14 protein-coding genes are annotated in these 17029 nt (G+C 69.5%); 8 read left to right on the top strand and 6 right to left on the bottom strand.

Going from position 1 to position 17029, the window contains the following annotated elements; genetic code table 11:
* The first annotated feature begins 5 nt into the window (after positions 1-5).
* The 4 genes from ASE58_RS13435 to ASE58_RS13420 are packed head-to-tail and all read left to right on the top strand — an operon-like array spanning position 6 to position 5437.
* The gene (locus ASE58_RS13435; protein ID WP_082468013.1) at positions 6-539 is read left to right on the top strand and encodes a DUF721 domain-containing protein; all 534 of its coding nucleotides are present in this window, start codon (positions 6-8) and stop codon (positions 537-539) included.
* Entirely contained in the window at positions 539-1231 is a 693-nt protein-coding gene (locus ASE58_RS13430; RefSeq protein WP_055822164.1) for a DsbA family protein, read from the top strand. The genes ASE58_RS13435 and ASE58_RS13430 overlap by 1 nt, the downstream gene beginning before the upstream one ends.
* A 23-nt stretch (positions 1232-1254) precedes the next feature.
* A complete protein-coding gene (locus ASE58_RS13425; RefSeq protein WP_055822161.1) occupies positions 1255-1989 on the top strand; it encodes a thioredoxin domain-containing protein in 735 nt (244 codons plus the stop codon).
* A gap of 46 nt (positions 1990-2035) precedes the next feature.
* Positions 2036-5437 carry a chromosome segregation SMC family protein gene (locus tag ASE58_RS13420; protein ID WP_055822453.1) on the top strand — a complete coding sequence of 1134 codons (3402 nt, stop codon included), beginning with the start codon at positions 2036-2038 and terminating at the stop codon, positions 5435-5437.
* A gap of 12 nt (positions 5438-5449) precedes the next feature.
* Here the strand turns inward: ASE58_RS13420 and ASE58_RS13415 are convergent, their stop codons facing one another.
* Positions 5450-5773: an EF-hand domain-containing protein gene (locus tag ASE58_RS13415; protein ID WP_055822159.1), complete on the bottom strand. Its 324-nt coding sequence runs from the start codon at positions 5771-5773 to the stop codon at positions 5450-5452.
* 138 nt (positions 5774-5911) lie between these two features.
* Between ASE58_RS13415 and ASE58_RS13410 the strand changes: the two genes are divergently transcribed.
* Positions 5912-7129: an argininosuccinate synthase gene (locus ASE58_RS13410; RefSeq protein WP_055822156.1), complete on the top strand. Its 1218-nt coding sequence runs from the start codon at positions 5912-5914 to the stop codon at positions 7127-7129.
* A gap of 125 nt (positions 7130-7254) precedes the next feature.
* On the opposite strand, the gene ASE58_RS13405 is transcribed toward ASE58_RS13410, so the two are convergent.
* Positions 7255-8466: a glycosyltransferase family 2 protein gene (locus ASE58_RS13405; protein WP_055822153.1), complete on the bottom strand. Its 1212-nt coding sequence runs from the start codon at positions 8464-8466 to the stop codon at positions 7255-7257.
* 106 nt (positions 8467-8572) lie between these two features.
* Here ASE58_RS13405 and ASE58_RS13400 point away from each other — a divergent pair, with 106 nt between their 5' ends.
* Genes ASE58_RS13400 through ASE58_RS13390 form a run of 3 tightly spaced genes read left to right on the top strand, consistent with a single transcriptional unit; the run spans position 8573 to position 12339 of the window.
* Complete coding sequence (locus tag ASE58_RS13400; RefSeq protein WP_055822150.1) at positions 8573-10360, top strand: hypothetical protein; 1788 nt, start codon at positions 8573-8575, stop codon at positions 10358-10360.
* A 9-nt stretch (positions 10361-10369) separates the two neighbouring features.
* Positions 10370-12013, top strand: coding sequence for a hypothetical protein (locus tag ASE58_RS13395; protein ID WP_055822148.1), 1644 nt, complete (start codon positions 10370-10372; stop codon positions 12011-12013).
* A complete protein-coding gene (locus ASE58_RS13390) occupies positions 12013-12339 on the top strand; it encodes a hypothetical protein (protein ID WP_055757115.1) in 327 nt (108 codons plus the stop codon). Before ASE58_RS13395 ends, ASE58_RS13390 begins: the two co-directional genes overlap by 1 nt.
* A 62-nt stretch (positions 12340-12401) precedes the next feature.
* Here ASE58_RS13390 and ASE58_RS13385 read toward each other — a convergent pair whose 3' ends face one another.
* The 4 genes from ASE58_RS13385 to ASE58_RS13370 are packed head-to-tail and all read right to left on the bottom strand — an operon-like array spanning position 12402 to position 16873.
* Entirely contained in the window at positions 12402-13532 is a 1131-nt protein-coding gene (locus ASE58_RS13385; RefSeq protein ID WP_055822145.1) for a GNAT family N-acetyltransferase, read from the bottom strand.
* 43 nt (positions 13533-13575) lie between these two features.
* A complete protein-coding gene (locus ASE58_RS13380) occupies positions 13576-14856 on the bottom strand; it encodes a mechanosensitive ion channel family protein (RefSeq protein ID WP_443024666.1) in 1281 nt (426 codons plus the stop codon).
* On the bottom strand, positions 14853-16046 hold the full coding sequence (gene metC / locus ASE58_RS13375) for a cystathionine beta-lyase (protein WP_055822142.1): 1194 nt from the start codon (positions 16044-16046) through the stop codon (positions 14853-14855). Before metC ends, ASE58_RS13380 begins: the two co-directional genes overlap by 4 nt.
* Complete coding sequence (locus ASE58_RS13370) at positions 16043-16873, bottom strand: sulfurtransferase (protein WP_055822139.1); 831 nt, start codon at positions 16871-16873, stop codon at positions 16043-16045. The genes metC and ASE58_RS13370 overlap by 4 nt, the downstream gene beginning before the upstream one ends.
* Between the last annotated feature and the right edge of the window lie 156 nt (positions 16874-17029).

The following is a 17029-nucleotide window of genomic DNA, read 5'->3' as shown; positions in this document are numbered from 1 at the left end:
CGGTAATGACGACGCGCCCCCGCCCCCATGCGACGATTCCCGAACCCCGCCGGCGTGGCGGTGCGCGGCCCGTCGCCGAATTGCTGCCCGATATCGGCGGCGCGGCGTTCCGCAAGTTCGGTTTCGTGCAATCCGCCGTGGTCAGCCGCTGGGGTGAGATCGTCGGCGAACGCTTTGCCCGCGTGTCGGCCCCCGAATCGATCCGCTTCCCGCCGGGCAAGCGTGCCGATGGCACGCTGACGCTGATCGTATCGGGTGCGCATGGCACGATGATGCAGCATATCGCGCCGGACATCGTCGAGCGGGTGAACCGGTTCTTCGGCTATGCCGCGGTCGCCCGGCTGCAGTTCCGCCATGGCGAGGTGCGGCCGCGTCGCGCGGTGCCGCCGCGCCGCGAACCGCCGCCGATCCCGGCCGACATGCACGAAAGCCTGCGCGACATCGCCGATCCGGAGCTGCGCGAGGTTCTCGCCGCGCTCGCCGGGGCAGTCGCTGCGCCGCCCCCTCCCGCCATTCCGATCCTTGGCAAGGTCCGCTGATGCGTATCCTGATCCTTCTGTGCTCATTCATCCTCGCGCTGTTCGGGATGCCCCCGGCCAAGGCGCAGGCCCCGGCAAGGGCCGCCACCGCGCGCAACTGGACCAACAGCGTCACGATGCTGCCGACCGGCGGCGTCGCGGTCGGCAACCCGATGGCGCGGGTGCAGTTGGTCGAATGGGCCAGCTATACCTGTTCGCACTGCGCCACCTTTGCCCGCGATGCGAAGCCGGAGCTGACCGCGCTGATCCGATCGGGCCGGGTGCGGGTCGAATATCGCACGCTGCCGCGCGACGCGCTCGACCTGTCGGCCGTCCTTCTGGCGCGCTGTGGCGGCGCGAACCGGTTCGTGGCGGCGCATGACGCGATCTTTGCGCAGCAGACGGCGATGCTCGACAAGGCCGAAGCCTTTGCCGCGACGCCGGCAGCGCAGCAGGCGACGCCGACCATCGGCAAGCGGCTGGAACAGCTCGCCGGTGCGACCGGCCTGCGCACCTTGCTGCGCGGGCACGGGCTGGACGATGCGAAGATCACCGCTTGCCTGAACGACGAAGCCGCGCAGAAGCGGGCGATCGCCATCGCCGAAGCGGCACAGGCGGCTAATATCGACGGCACGCCCAGCTTCGAGGTCAACGGCAAGAAGGTGGAGGCCCATGACTGGGCCACGCTCAAGCCGTTCCTGACCGCCTCCTGATCCCTGACAAGAGAGTAGATCCCATGCGTTTCGCACTCCCCCTGATCGCGCTTGCGGCCCTGTCGGCCTGTGGCGGTGGTGATTCCGGCACCGGCGCCAACGGCACCGCCGCCGCACCGGTCGCCAATGTCGCGGCCCCGGCCGGCAAGAAGTGGACCGACATGGTCGCGGTCACGCCCGAGGGCGGCTATCGCATCGGCAACCCCGATGCGCCGGTGAAGCTGCTCGAATATGGCTCGCGCACCTGCCCGACCTGCGGTGCATTCGCGCGTGAAGGCAACGAACCGCTCATCAACAACTATGTCTCGACCGGCAAGGTGAGCTTCGAATTCCGCGACTTTGCGGTGCACGGCGCGCCCGACCTGGCTGCCGCAGTGCTTGGCCGTTGCAACGGGACGGCGACCTTCTTCCCGCTGCTCGAGGCGATGTATCAGAACCAGGCGGCGACGCTCGACCGGATGCAGGCGCTCCCGCAGGCCGAACAGGCGCGGTTGCAGTCGATCCCGCCGCTCCAGGCCGTCACCGGCTGGGCCGATGCGGCGGGCTTCGTCGATTTCGTGAAGCAGCGCGGCGTGCCCGAGGCAAAGGCGCGCCAGTGCCTTGCCGACCAGAAGCTGTTGCAGGAAGTCGTCAAAATCACCGAAGATGGCGGCGCGGTCGTCACCGGCACCCCGACCTTCCTAATCAACGGCGAAAAGGTCGAGAACGCGGTGACCTGGGCGCAGATCGAAGCGGCGCTGAAGGGCGCTGGCGCCTGACCCCGTGGCCGCGGGGGATGACGCGGCCACACCGCCCACGCCGGGGCTGACGCTCCGGCGGCTGCGGCTGAGCGGGTTCAAGAGCTTCGTCGACCCCGCCGACCTGGTGATCGAGGCCGGGCTGACCGGGGTGGTCGGTCCCAATGGCTGCGGCAAGTCGAACCTGCTCGAAGCGTTGCGCTGGACCATGGGCGAGAACAGCGCGAAGTCGCTGCGCGGCGCCGGCATGGACGACGTGATCTTTGCCGGCACCGAAACCCGCCCGCAGCGCGACTTTGCCGAGGTCGCGATCCTAGCCGAGGATGCGGCGGGCGATGAGGTCGAGATTGTCCGCCGGATCGAACGCGGCGCCGGTTCCGCCTATCGCATCAATGGCCGCGATGTGCGCGCGAAGGACGTTTCGCTGCTGTTCGCCGATGCCGCGACGGGGGCACATTCGCCGGCACTGGTCAGCCAGAACCGGATCGGCGCGGTCATCGCCGCCCGTCCTGCCGAGCGCCGCGCGATGCTGGAGGATGCGGCGGGCATTTCCGGCCTGCACGTTCGCCGCCGCGATGCCGAATCGAAACTGCGCGCGACCGAGGCCAATCTCGACCGGCTGGGCGAGATGGCGCAGGAACAGGATGCGCGCGCCGCGGCCCTGCGGCGACAGGCGAAGGTCGCCGCGCGGTATCGCGAGCTGACCGACGCGATCCGCATCGCGGAGGGCCGCGCCATCTATGCCCGCTGGCGCGATGCCGCCACCGCCGCCGATACGGCCAAGGCCGAGGCGATGGCGGCCGAGGCACAGGTCGCCGATCACGGCGCGGCGCAGGCGGAAACCGTCGCCGAACAGGCGCAAGCGACCCAGGCGCTGGCGACCGCACGGGCGGCGGCGCAGGAGGTGCGCCAGCGGGCCGGCGACGCCGCCCATGCCCGCGACCGGCTGCAGGCACAGGCCCACGCCGCGACCCGGCGGCTGGCCGACCTGGCGGCACAGGCGACGCGGCTGACCGACGATCGCGCGCGTGAAGGCGCGCTGGCGGGCGACGCGGCGCATGCCGTCGCGCGGCTGACCGACGAGACCGCCGCACTTACCGCGACGATCGCGCAAGGCACCGTGCGCCTGCCCGAACTCGACACCGCATTGACGGAGGCGATGGCGGCGGCAGCGCTGGCCGACGCCGCCCATGGCGACGCACTGGCGGCACAGGCGGCCGAGCTTGCCGAGGCGCGGGTCGCCGCCGCCGCGCAGGACGCCGCGCGCACCCGGCTGGACCGCGCCCGCCGCGACGAGGCGCGGGCGCTGGCTGAACAGGCGGCGCTGCCCGCACTCGAACCGCTGACCGTAGAGCGGGCGGCGGCGGGCGACCGGCGGGCGGCGGCAACGGCCAGCGCCGACGGTGCCCGCGCGGCCATCGCCCATGCCGATGCCGCCGAACGATCGGCGCAGGAGGCACGCGGGCGGGCGCAGGCCGACCGCGCGACCGCCGCCGCCGAACTGGCCGCGCTGGACGGGGAAATCGCCGCGCTGGAGCGCGCACTACGGCGAACCGGTCGCGCGCGGATCATCGATTCGGTCGTGGTCGAACCGGGGTTCGAGGCGGCACTGGCGGCGGCACTGGGCGACGATCTCGACGCCGGGATCGACCCCGCCGACGATCGATTCTGGGATGCCGACGCCGCACCGCTCGAGAGTCCGGCGATCCCGCACGGCATCGGCCGGCTGTCGGCGCAGGTCACCGCCCCGATGCTCGCCCGACGGCTGGAACAGGTGCTGGTGGTCGAACGCGACGAGGGTACGACGCTGGCGGTGGGGCAGCGGCTGGTGACGCTGGACGGGGCATTGCGCCGGTGGGACGGGTTGCGGGCGCGGGCCGGATCGGGCGCAGCGGCGGCGGAGCGACTGGCCCGTACCAACCGGCTGCGGTTGCTGGGGCAGGAGCGCCCGGGGCTGCTCGCCTGCCGCGACGCCGCCGATGCCGCGCTGACCGCCGCCGATGCCGCGATCGCCGACGCGCGCGGAGCGCTGGCCACCGCCCGCCGCACGCTGGAACAGGCGGAAGCGCAGGCGCGCGAGGCGCTGCGGGCCGAGGACCGCGCCGCCACCGCGATCGAACGGGCGCAGGCGCGGGCCGATGACGTCGCCAGCCGGCTGGAGCGGATCGGCAGCGACCGGATCGAGGCGCAGGACGATGCCGACCGGGCCGATGCCGCGCTGCGCCAGCTACCCGACCGCAGCGCCACCGCCGGGCGGGTCGCCGCGCTGGCGACGGCGGCGGCGACCGCACGCGCGGCGGTGGCCGATGCCCGTTCGGCACGCGCATCGCTCGACGCGGCATTGCGGCGCGACCGGGAGCGGCTGGCGACCGCCAGCGGCGAGATCACCGCGTGGCAGACCCGCGCCGCCGATGCCGCCCGGCGCATCGCCGAGGTCGACGCGCGGATCGCCGCCATCGCCGCCGACCGCACGACGCTGACCGATCGCCCGGCCGCGCTGGCAGCGGAACTGGCCGGCGTGGACGCGATGCTCGGCACGCTGCGCCAGGCCACCACCGACGCGGCAATGCTGGAACAGGCTGCCGAAGCCCGGCTGCGTGCGGCCGAGCGTGCCGCCGGCACAATTGCCGAATCGCTCGCCGCCGCGCGCGAACGGCGCGCCGGGGCCGGTGCGCGGGCGGAGGCGCAGGAGCAGCGCCGGCTGGAGATGGGGCGGCTGTCGGGCGAACGCTTCCAATGCCCCCCGCCGCTGTTGCCGCGCATCGGCTTCGTCGGGGCGGAGGTCGGCGATGCGGCCGCAGAGAGCGCCACCCATGACCGGCTGCTGGCGGATCGGGACCGGATCGGCCCGGTCAACCTGATCGCCGATACCGAACTGGCCGAACTGGAAGCGGCGCAGGGCGAGACGGCGGCGGAGCGCGCCGAGCTGGCCGAGGCGGTGCAGCGGCTGCGCGGGTCGATCGGCACGCTCAACCGCGAAGGGCGCGCGCGGCTGCTGGCGGCGTTCGCGGCGGTCGACACACATTTCCGTCGGCTGTTCGGCGCGCTGTTCGACGGCGGGCAGGCGCAGCTGGAACTGGTCGATTCGGACGACCCGCTGGAAGCCGGCCTTGAAATCCTTGCGCAGCCGCCGGGCAAAAGACTGCAATCGCTGACCCTGTTGTCGGGCGGCGAACAGGCGCTGACCACCGTCGCGCTGATCTTTGCGCTGTTCCTGACCAACCCGTCGCCGATCTGCGTGCTCGACGAAGTGGACGCGCCGCTGGACGATGCCAATATCGACCGCTTCTGCGACCTGCTCGACCGGATGGCGGCCGATACCGACACCCGCTACCTGATCGTTACCCACAATGCCGCGACGATGAGCCGGATGCACCGACTGTTCGGCGTCACCATGGTCGAACGCGGGGTCAGCCGGCTGGTGTCGGTCGACCTGGGCGGGGCGACGACGTTGCTGGCGGCGGAATAGAGCGGCTGGTACCTACTGCCCGGCCTTCACGATCGTGCGGAACTCCTCGCGCGTGATCCTGCCGTCCTTGTTCTGGTCCATGAGGGCAAAGGCGGTGGCGAGGCCGGCGGCGGCCTGCCCCTTTTGCGATGGGTCCTGCTTTGCCGCCTCGGCATCGATCTTCACGCTCATCGCGTCGAATTCGGCCTTGCCGATCGACCCGTCCTTGTTCGTGTCGAACATCGCGAAGAACTCCGCCTCGTCATCGGCCGCCGGCTCCACGACCGGCGCGGGCGGCGTGGCCGGGGCAGGCGTCGGGGCGGTCTGCAATGCCAGGGCGAGGAGCGCGATCAACATCGGGTCAGCTTCTTTCGCAAAAGGGAAAAGGCGCAACACGATTGCATCGGGCAACACCCGGCGCAAGCGCGTGTCCTTGCGCCCGGCGTCCGCGTCGCCTAACCGCGCGCCAAACCATTCCAGCGAAGGAGCCTGCCCATGGCCGAGTCCATCAACCGCGTCGTGCTTGCCTATTCGGGCGGCCTCGACACCAGCGTCATCCTGAAATGGCTGCAGCAGGAATATAACTGCGAGGTGGTGACCTTCACCGCCGATCTGGGCCAGGGCGAGGAGCTGGAGCCGGCGCGCAAGAAGGCCGAGCTGATGGGCATCAAGCCCGAGCATATCTTCATCGACGACCTGCGCGAGGAATTCGTCCGCGATTTCGTGTTCCCGATGATGCGGTCGAACGCGCTGTACGAGGGGCTGTATCTGCTCGGCACGTCGATCGCGCGGCCGCTGATCGCCAAGCGCCAGATCGAGATCGCGCGTCAGGTCAACGCCGATGCCGTCAGCCACGGTGCGACCGGCAAGGGTAACGACCAGGTCCGCTTCGAACTCGGCTATTACGCGCTGCAGCCCGATATCAAGGTCATCGCCCCGTGGCGCGAATGGGACCTGACCAGCCGCACCGCGCTGATCGCCTTCGCCGAACAGCACCAGATCCCGGTGCCCAAGGACAAGCGCGGCGAATCGCCCTTCTCGACCGACGCGAACCTGCTGCACACCTCGTCGGAGGGCAAGGTGCTGGAGGACCCGTGGGACGAAGTGCCCGAGTACGTCTTCTCGCGCACCGTTTCGCCCGAGGAAGCACCCGACGCGCCGCAGATCGTCACCGTCGCGTTCGAACGCGGTGATGCGGTGGCGGTCGATGGCGAGGGGATGTCGCCCGCCACGCTGCTCGCCAAGCTCAACGAGCTGGGCCGCGCGCACGGCATCGGCCGGCTCGACCTGGTTGAGAACCGCTTCGTCGGCATGAAGTCGCGCGGCATGTACGAAACGCCCGGCGGCACGATCCTGCACGCCGCGCACCGCGCGATCGAACAGATCACGCTGGACCGCGGTGCCGCGCACCTGAAGGACGAACTGGCCCCGCGCTATGCCGAGCTGGTCTATAACGGCTTCTGGTTCTCGCCGGAGCGCGAGATGCTGCAGGCCGCGATCGACCACAGCCAGCACAAGGTGTCGGGCGAAGTCCGGCTGAAGCTGTACAAGGGCGGGGTCCATGTCATCGGCCGCCGTTCGCCCAATTCGCTCTACAGCGAAAAGGTCGTGACGTTCGAGGACGATCAGGGCGCGTACGACCAGCGTGACGCGGCGGGGTTCATCAAGCTGAACGCCCTGCGCCTGCGCCTGCTCGGCCGGCGGGATCGCTGATCGTCTGATCCGGCAGCGCCGGATCAGGGCGGCACCGGCCCGCTCCCCCACCCCGCCACCCACAGCGTATCCTAGCTGGGTGGCGGGGTGGGGGAGCGGGCCGGTGCCGCATCCACGCTATTGGATCAAACCAAAGTGCGCAGGCCCTGCGGCTGGTCGAGCAGCGCGGCGAAGAACGATGTCGCGCCGATCTGTACGCCCAGGCAACCGAGCAGCATCGACGGGATCGTCAGCCGCATCAGCTCGCCCGGCACCAGCGCGCCGAACCCGGCCTGCGCCCAGAGCCAGGTCGAGGCGACGCCACCGGCCAGCCCGGCCAGCAGCGCCAGCCCGCCAGCGATGCAGCCGCGCTCCACGGTGAACCAGCCGCGCAACCGGCGCATGGCCGCGCTTTCGGGCCACATCCCGCTGCGAATGCCGAACAGCCGCGCCAGCACCGCCAGACAGACCATCTGCGCGCCGATCAGCGCCGCCATCGTCGCAAAGATCATGGTGTGCGGCCCGAACTCGACCGCGCCGATGCTGGCGTCGCCGGTCGCGAGCATCCCGGTCACGCCCGCCCCCGCCAGCAGCAGCGCCATGCCGGGATAGAAGAACAGGAAGCGCGGCGCATAGAGCAGCAGGAAGCGCAGATGCCGCCACCCGTCGCGCCACGTGCGCAGGTGCGGCGGGCGCGAGCGGCCATCGGGGGCCAGCGTCGTCGGCACCTCGGCAATCGCCAGCCGGGCGATCGATGCCTTCACCACCATCTCGCTGGCGAATTCCATCCCCGGCGAGGTCAGCCCCAATGCCAGCGCCCGGTCGCGGCGGAAGGCACGCAACCCGCAATGGAAATCGCCGACCGGCACATCGAAGAATGCGCGGCCGAGCAGGCTCAAGACCGGATTGCCGAGGAAGCGATGCAGCACCGGCATGGCACCGGGCGCAATGCCGCCCTGGAAACGATTGCCCATCACCAGGTCGGCACCATCCCGCAGCCGTTCGACGAACGGCATCAGGCTGCCGAAATCATAGCTGTCATCGGCATCGCCCATCGCGACGAATCGCCCGCGCGCCGCCGCGATGCCGCCGGCCAGCGCCGCGCCATAGCCCCGCACCGGGATTGCCACGATCCGGGCGCCCATCGCATTGGCGATCTGTTGCGATCCGTCGGTCGACCCGTTGTCGGCGATCAGGACCTCGCCCGCGATGCCATGCGTGTCGAGAAACGCCTTCGCCTTCTTGATACAGACCGCCAGCGTCTCCGCTTCGTTCAGGCACGGCATGACGATCGACAGCTCGATCTCGGCGGGGGGAGCGATGGCTTCACCGGAAATCGGCAGGCGGACGGCGGACATCGGTTGCTCCAGCGGCGGGATCGTCCGGCGATGGTGCGGGCAAAACGACGAAGACTCGGTTAACGCTATACGTGAAATTAAGCATGTTGCGGCGACATGCCCGTCCATGACCGCTGATCCTGCCCCGATGCCGCGCCGCTTTTGGTCGGTCCCATTGCTCGCGCTGGGCCTTGTCCTGCTGCTGACGATGGCGTGGACGATCAAGGAGTGGGCGGCGCTGCGCCATCTGCGCCTGCCCGACAATGACGACATGATGCGGCTGGCCGAGATTCGCGACTGGATCGGGGGGCAGGCGTTCAACGACCTGATGCAGCATCGGCTGGGGCCGCCGGGTGGCGCGTCGATGCACTGGTCGCGGCTGGCCGATGCGGTGCCCGCCGCGATGATCCTGGCGCTGACGCCACTGGTCGGCACCCATGGCGCGGAGGTCGCGATGGTGATCGCGTGGCCGGCGCTGTTGTTCTTCTGCTACCTGCTGCTCGCCGCGCGCATCGCCGGCCGGCTGCATGGACCCGGCGCGCGACCGATCGCCGTCATCCTCGCCGCGCTCGCCTTTCCGACGATCAGCCTGTTCATCCCCGGCCGGATCGACCACCACGCGTTGCAGATCGTGCTGATGCTGGCGCTGGTCGACGGCCTGCTGCGCGCACCGTCGCGGGCTTCCGGCGCGGTGATGGGACTGGTCGTTGCCGCCAGCCTTGCCATCGGTCTCGAATCGGCACCCGAACTGGTCGCGGTGATGGTCGCGCTCGGCTGGCTGTGGCTGACCGGCGACGCGCGCGAGGACCGCCGGGCGCTGGGCTTCGGCATCGCGCTGGCGGGGGCGACCGGTCTGATGCTGGCGTTCATGCACCCCTATGTCTGGCCGCGCGCATGGTGTGACGGCTTTACCCCCGCCTCGACCAGCGCGACGCTGGCGCTGGCAGCCGGGTGGGGCGTGCTGGGGCTGGCCGGCCCCCGCCTGCGCGGGGTGGGGCCGCGCCTTGCCGTCGCCGCGCTGGTCGGGTGCATCGTCGCATGGTCGGTATCGCGCACGTCGATGGTGTGCCTGGCCGGCCCGTATGACGCGCTCACCCCGTTCCTGAAGCGGGTGTGGATGAGCAATGTCAGCGAGGCGCGCGGGCTGTTCGTCGGACAGGATACGCTGGGCACGATCCTCGCCTATGGCACCCTGTCGCTGATCGGCAGCGCGCTGGCCGTGGTACAGGCGATACGCGGCGGATGGCGCGCGCGCGGTGCCGTCGCCTTTGCGATCGTGCTGGCGATCAGCGCGGTCGCCGCGATCCTGCAGATTCGCGTGACCTACATCCTTGCCGGACTCGCCACGATCCCGTTCGCCATCGGCATCGCCGCGACGCGCGGCGCGCCGGACCAGATGCCCCGCCGCCTGCTGCTGTGGCTGCTGGGCGCCGGCGTCACCTATCTCGCCGTGTCGAAACAGATGGACGCGGTGCTGGCGCAGCCGGTGATGGTCGTGCGGGAGAATGTCGGACGCTGCACCACGGCCGACCAATTCGTCGCGATCGCCCGCCAGCCGCGCGGGCTGGTCGTCGCGCCGATCGATCTCGGCTCCTACCTGATCGGCATGACGCCGCACCGCGTGTGGGCGGCGGGCTATCACCGCAACAATCGCGGCAACATGGCGGCCTATCGCTTCTTCCTCGCCCCGCCCGATCGCGCCGCCGCGTTCGCCCGCCGGTCGGGCGTCGATTATGTCGCGCTATGCCCTGATATCATGCACGAAAGCGAACTCGCGCCCTATCGCCCCGGCAGTCTGGTCGAAGCGTTGCAGGCCGGGCGCGTGCCCGCCTGGCTGGAACCGATCCCGCTCCCCGGATCGATGCTGTTCTTCAAAGTGCGCGGACGCTTGCCCGAAGGCCCTTCCCCCCTCTAAAAGCGGCCGATGCAGGGGGACAGGCTCAACTGGTGGCAGACGCGGTGGTTCGTCGCGCTGATGGCGGTATTGGCGGCGGTGCCGCTGCTATGGCCCGATATTCCGCCGATGGTCGACCTGCCCGGTCATATGGGCCGCTACCGGGTCCAGCAATTGTGGGACACCGGACAGGCGCCTTGGTTCCACGACTGGTATAATTTCGACTGGAGCCTGATCGGCAATCTGGGCGTCGACCTGCTGGTCTGGCTGCTCGAACCGCTGATCGGCCTCGAACCCGCGGTCAAGCTCATCATCCTGACCATCCCGGCGCTCACCGCCGTCGGGCTGCTGTGGATCGCGCGCGAGGTGCATGGCCGCATCCCGGCGACCGCGCTGTTCGCGCTGCCGATCGTCTACAGCTTTCCGTTCCATTTCGGCTTCGCCAATTTCCTGCTGTCGATGGCGCTCGCGCTCAACGCCTTTGCGCTGTGGCTGCGGCTGGGGCGGCAGGGGCGGCTGGTGCTGCGCGGGGTGGTGTTCGTGCCCATCGCCGGACTGATCTGGCTGACGCATACCTTCGGTTGGGGGACGCTGGGCGTGCTCGCCGCCTCGGCCGAGCTGATCCGCGAACATGACAAGCGTCGCAACTGGTTCGCCGCCGCCTTCCACGCCGGGCTCCACTGCCTCGTCCTCGCGCCCCCTGCGCTGCTCATGCTGTTGTGGCGTTCGGGCGGCCATGTCGGCGGGCAGACCGCCGACTGGTTCAACTGGCGCGCGAAGATGCAGTGGATGACGATGACGCTGCGCGACCGCTGGCAGCTCTACGACCTCGCCTCGGTCGCGGTCTTCTACCTCGTGCTGTTCAAGGGGTTGCGCGATCCCAACATCGGCTATTCACGCAATCTGGGCCTGTCGGCGCTGTTCCTGATCGCAGTCTATGTCCTGCTGCCGCGCATCGTCTTCGGCTCGGCCTATGCCGATATGCGACTGGTGCCGTATCTGTTCGGGATCAGCCTGATCGCGCTCAGGCCCAAGGCCGGCCTGTCGATCCGCCATGCCGGGGTATTGGCGGGGATCGCGCTGGCGATCTTCGTCGGGCGGATGGGGGCGACGACGGCCAGCTTCTGGCTGTACGACCGCGACTATGACCGCGAACTGGCCGCATTGGACCATGTGCCGGTCGGCGCGCGGCTGGTCACCTTCGTGGGCGAGACCTGCTACAACGAATGGCGCATGACCCGGCTGCAGCATCTGCCCGGCATGGCGCTCACCCGGCGGCTGGCTTATGCAAACGACCAATGGTCGATGGCCGGCGGACAGCTGCTGACCGTCAAGTACAAGGAAGCGCGGGGCTTCTCGCACGATCCGTCCGAACTGGTCACCGACGTCAAATGCCCGCGCGAATATTGGCGACCGATCGCCGGCGCGCTGTACAAATTCCCGCGCGATGCGTTCGATTACGTATGGCTGATCCGCCCGCCCAAATATGACCGGCGGCTGGAACAGGGGCTGATCCCGCTGTGGCGCAATGGTCGCTCCGCGCTGTTCCGCATCGACCATAATGTGCCGCCGCCCGTGCTGACATGGAGCGATCTGGGCAATCGTCCGTTCGCCAAACCCCGCCGCCGCCCATCGCGACAGATGGCGGCCAACGAACCGCTGAGGAAAAACTGATGGACCTGCTGAACAACGCCCTGAAGCTGGCCGGCCAATTCGACCTGCCCGCCATCGCCGACAAGGCGGGGATCTCGCAGGAACAGGTGCAGACCGTGCTCGGCCTGCTGATGAAGTTTGCCGGCCATGCCGATCCCGCGCAGGAAGCCGCCGACCATAGCGGCGTATCGCGCCACCAGATCGAGGCGATCCTGTCCGAAGTCGGCGGTCCCGATGCGCTGGGCCAGTTCGCGCAGTTGCTGGGGCTCGACGTCAATCCCGGCGCGCTGGGCGGGATCGGCGACATGCTGCCGGGCGGCCTCGGCGGGTTGATGGGCAAGAAATAAGGCGGCTTGCACAGGGCGTCGTCCCCGCGTGGGGCCGCGCCTCTGTCCAGATGGATCGGCCTTTATGCCCGCTTGAACGGCGTCAGGTCGTTCAGGAAAGCCTGCTCCTGCCCCACGGCCGCGCGTTCGCGCTCCAGAAACTCGGCCACGGCCGCGCGAAACCCCGGATCGGGCAGGAAATGCGCCGACCAGGTGGTGACCGGGACATAGCCGCGCGCGAGCTTGTGTTCGCCCTGCGCCCCGGCTTCGACCCGTTGCAGCCCGCGCGCGATGGCGGCGTCGATCGCCTGATAATAGCATAGCTCGAAATGGAGGAACGGCACCTCCTCCACCGCACCCCAATAGCGACCGTAGAGCGCATCGCTGCCGATCAGGTTGAGCGCCCCCGCGATCGGCCTGCCGTCGCGTTCGGCCAGGATCAGCAGCACTGCGTCGCCCATCCGTTCCGACAGCAGCGAGAAGAAGCGGCGGGTGAGATACGGGCGACCCCATTTGCGGTTGCCGGTATCCTGGTAAAATGCCCAGAACGCATCCCAATGCGCTTCGGTCAGATCGCGTCCGGTCAGGTGCCGGACGGTCAGCCCGTCGAGCGCGGCGGCACGTTCCTTGCGGATCGCCTTGCGCTTGCGGCTGGCCAGATCGTTCAGGAAATCATCGAAGCAGCCATAGCCGCGATTGGCCCAGTGAAACTGCGTGCCCGCCCGCACCAGCCAGCCCGCCGCCTGAAACGCCGGCAGTTGCGCGTCGTCGACAAAGGTCGCGTGTGCCGACGACAGGCCGTTCTGCCGCACCACCGCCTCGACCGCGCCGATCAGCGCGGCGGGGTCGGCACCGTCGCGCAACAACAATCGGGGGCCGGGCACGGGGGTGAAGGGCACCGCGACCTGCAGCTTGGGGTAATAGTCGCCGCCAGCCCGCTCCCACGCATCGGCCCAGGCGTGGTCGAAGACATATTCGCCCTGGCTGTGCCCCTTGGCATAGGCCGGGGCGATCGCCTGCGGCACGCCATCGGCATCGTCGACGATGATCGGCAGCGGTTGCCACCCCGATCCCGGCGCGACGCTGCCCGATTCCTCCAGCGCCGACAGGAACGCGTGGGACAGGAACGGATTGCCCTTGCCCGCGCAGGCATCCCACTGGTCGGCGGGCACGGCGCGGACGCCCTCGGCGATGCGGGCGGTGATGGCTGTCACGCAGGGCAAGATAGGGGGTGGTCGGCGGCGGCGAAAGGGTGCGCTACCCCTTCGTCCCCTGCGCCCCGTCGCGGAACATCAGCTCGCGCCGCGGCACCGGAATCTCGATGCCATTCTCCTTGAACAGGTCCCACAACCGGTTGAGCACGTCCGACCGGACATTGCCGACGCCCTGTTCGGGGTCGCTGATCCACGCCAGAATTTCATGCTCCACGGCATATTCGCCGTAGGAGATCAGCCAGACATTGGGCGCCGGGCTGCGCAGCACCCGCGCGCTTTCGGTCGCGGCCTGCAGCATCAGCTGCTGCGCCAGCCGCAGGTCGGTTTCATACCCCACCCCGACTGGGATTCGCACCCGGACGTTGCGGTCGGAAAAGGACCAGTTCTCCACCTCCTGCGTCATCAGGATTTCGTTGGGGATCAAATGCTCCTTGCCATCGCGGGTGATGACCGACACCGCGCGCACCCCGATCTTGTTCACCCAGCCGAAGCTGTCGCCGACGACGATCACGTCGCCCGGCTTGATCGACCGGTCCATCAGCAGGATGATGCCCGCGATCAGGTTTCCAACCGTCTTCTGCAATCCGAACCCGACCGCGAGGCCGAGCCCGCCCGAAAAGATCGCAAAGGTCGTCAGGTCGATGCCGAGCAGGTCGATCCCGAAGAAGAAGGCGGCGATGACCACCGCGATCGATGCCAATTTTTGCGCCAGTAGTTTCTGCGCGGGGTCGAGGCTCTTCGCCTGATCCACCGCATGGCCGACCAGCTTGTTGGCAACGCGCACCACGGCATAGAGGACGACCGCGGTCAGCAGCGCGCTGACCAGCGCCAGCAGCGACAGGCGGCGGCGGCCGACCGAAAAGCCGATCGCGTCGAGGGTGGTGGTGATCGGCTCCAGCCCGCCGACCGATCCGGCCAGCACCGCGACGAACAGGATCGACGATACCGCCCACGCCAGCCAGCGGGCGAGGTTGACGCCGCGCAGCAGCTGCATGGCAAGGCGGCCGACCGCCGCGCCCAGCGCCAGGCCAACGACGATATCGGCCAGCGCCCCCCAATCATGCCCCTGCGCGACCAGCGCCAGCGCGATGACCGCCACGAAATGCCGCACGATGTCGCACATGCGCGTGGCGAGGCCGACGGCATGGTCGCCCACCCGGTCGCGCCACAACGTCGTCAGATGCGGCCCGGCCCAACGCCCGGCCAGCCAGCCGAGCAGCAGCGACAACAGCACCAGCCCTGCCACGATACCGGCTTCGGCCAGTTCCCGCCCATCGGCGACCGGCAATCCCTGTGCGGCCAGCCCGGCGGCAAGGCCGTTCACGGTGTCGCCCGGAACCGTGCCAGCCCGGCGGCGAGATCGGCGATCAGGTCGTCGGCATTCTCCAGCCCGATCTGCAACCGGATCATCGGCCCCTCGGCCTCCGCGCGCGTCACGCTGCGGTAGCGATGCGGGTCGATCGGCAGGGCAAGGCTTTCGAACCCGCCCCAGCTATAGCCGATGCCGAACAGCTTGAGGCCGTCGATCAACGCGACCCGGCCGGCATCGCTGCCGCCGTTCAGGACGAAGGCGAACAGCCCGGCACTGCCCCGGAAATCACGGATGAAAATGTCATGCCCCGGACAGCCCGGCAGCGCGGGGTGCAGCACGCGCGCCACCTCGGGCTGGTCGGACAGCCACCGGGCGATGCGGATCGACGACTCGCCATGCTGTTTCAGCCGCACCGCCATGGTGCGCAGCCCCCGCGCGCCGAGCGCCGCATCGTCCGGCCCGACATGCTGGCCGAGCTGATAGGTCGCATCGCGCAACGCCGGCCAGTGCGACGCCACGGCGGTGGCCGATCCCAGCATCGCGTCGGAATGGCCGACGACATATTTGGTGCAGGCCATGATCGTCACGTCGACGCCGTGCGCCATCGCCGGGAACAGCAGCGGCGTCGCCCAGGTATTGTCGAGAATGGTGGTGATCCCCCGTTCCCGCGCGATGGCGGTCATCGCCGGCACGTCCTGCACCTCGAAGGTGAGACTCCCGGGGCTTTCGAGGAACAGCACCTTCGTCGCCGGGGTCATCAGTTCGGCGATTCCCGCCCCGATCATCGGGTCGTACAGCGTGGTGGTGACGCCAATCGTCTTCAGGATACCCTGCGCAAAGGCACGGGTCGGGTCATAGGCGCTGTCGGGCAGCAGCAGGTGATCGCCGGGCTTCAGATATGCGAGCAGCGCGGTGGTGATCGCCGCGACGCCCGATGGATAGAGCAACGTCCCCTCGGCCCCCGGCTCCAGCTCGGTCAGCGCCTCGGCCAGCGACCACTGGGTCGGGGTGCCGCGCCGACCGTAATAGAGCCGGTGATGGGTATTCGCCCCCGCCGCCGCGCGCAGATCGGCCACGTCGTCATACAGGATCGTCGAGGCGCGCCAGACGGGGACATTGACCACGCCCCCGGTCCATTCGTCGCGGCGGCCGCCGGTGACGACCTGTGTCTCGGGCGCGTGGGATGCGTCGGGGGCGCTCATGCGACCACCTTCGGCGTCTGCGGGTCGGCGGCCCATTCGGTCCAGCTGCCGTCATACAGCGCCGCATCGCGCCCCAGCAGGTGCAGCGCAAAGGCCGGGATCGCGGCGGTAATGCCCGACCCGCAGGTCGTCGTGACCGGCCGGTCGAGATCGATCCCCGCCCCGGCGAACAGCGCCGCCAGTTCCTGTGGCGACCGCCACGTCCCGTCGTCGTGGAAGAAACGGGCATAATGCAGGTTGGTGCTGCCCGGAATATGGCCGGAGGGCAGGCCGCGCGGATCGGCCTCGCTCCCGTCGAACCGCGCGGGCGAGCGTGCATCGACCAGCTGCGTCGTTTCCTTGTCGAGCGACGCCTGCACCATCGCCTTGGTCCGTACCGGGGCCAGGTCGGGATCGGCGGCAAAACGGGTCGGCGTCGGCTGATCCATGCCGGTTTCGAGGGCACGCCCCTCGGCCCGCCATTTGGCCAGCCCGCCATCAAGGATCGCGACCGGCAGCGCGCGGGCGAAACGCCGCAGCAGCCACCAGCCCCGCGCCGCCGTATGGTGCGGCGAATTGTCGTACAGCACGACCTGCACATCGTCGTTCAGCCCCAGCGCGCCCAGCCGCGCCGCCAGCTTCTCTGCCGCGGGCAGCGAGGTCGCCTGGCCCGTCGACAGCGCGCGCAGATCGAGGAAGCGCGCGCCCGGAATATGCGCGGCGGCGAATTCGGCGGCTTCGTCGCGGGGGGGATCGGGCTGCACGGCCACGAAGGTCGCGTCGAGGACGACGAGGCCGGGGGTACCGAGCCGGTCGGCGAGCCATGCGGTGGAAACGAGCGGTTGCATCGGCCAAGGCTTAGGCGCGCGGCGCGATGGGTCAAGCGTTAGGGTCTGGCTTACGGCCCGCCAACGCGTATCTCTCGTCATCCCCGCGCAGGCGGGGATCCATATACGCGACGGTCCGTGCTCCAGCCGAGAAGCCAGCGCGTATGGATTCCCGCC

Source organism: Sphingomonas sp. Leaf9 (genome assembly GCF_001421355.1).
Lineage (GTDB): Bacteria > Pseudomonadota > Alphaproteobacteria > Sphingomonadales > Sphingomonadaceae > Sphingomonas.
This window is presented reverse-complemented; position numbering and strand designations above follow the sequence as displayed.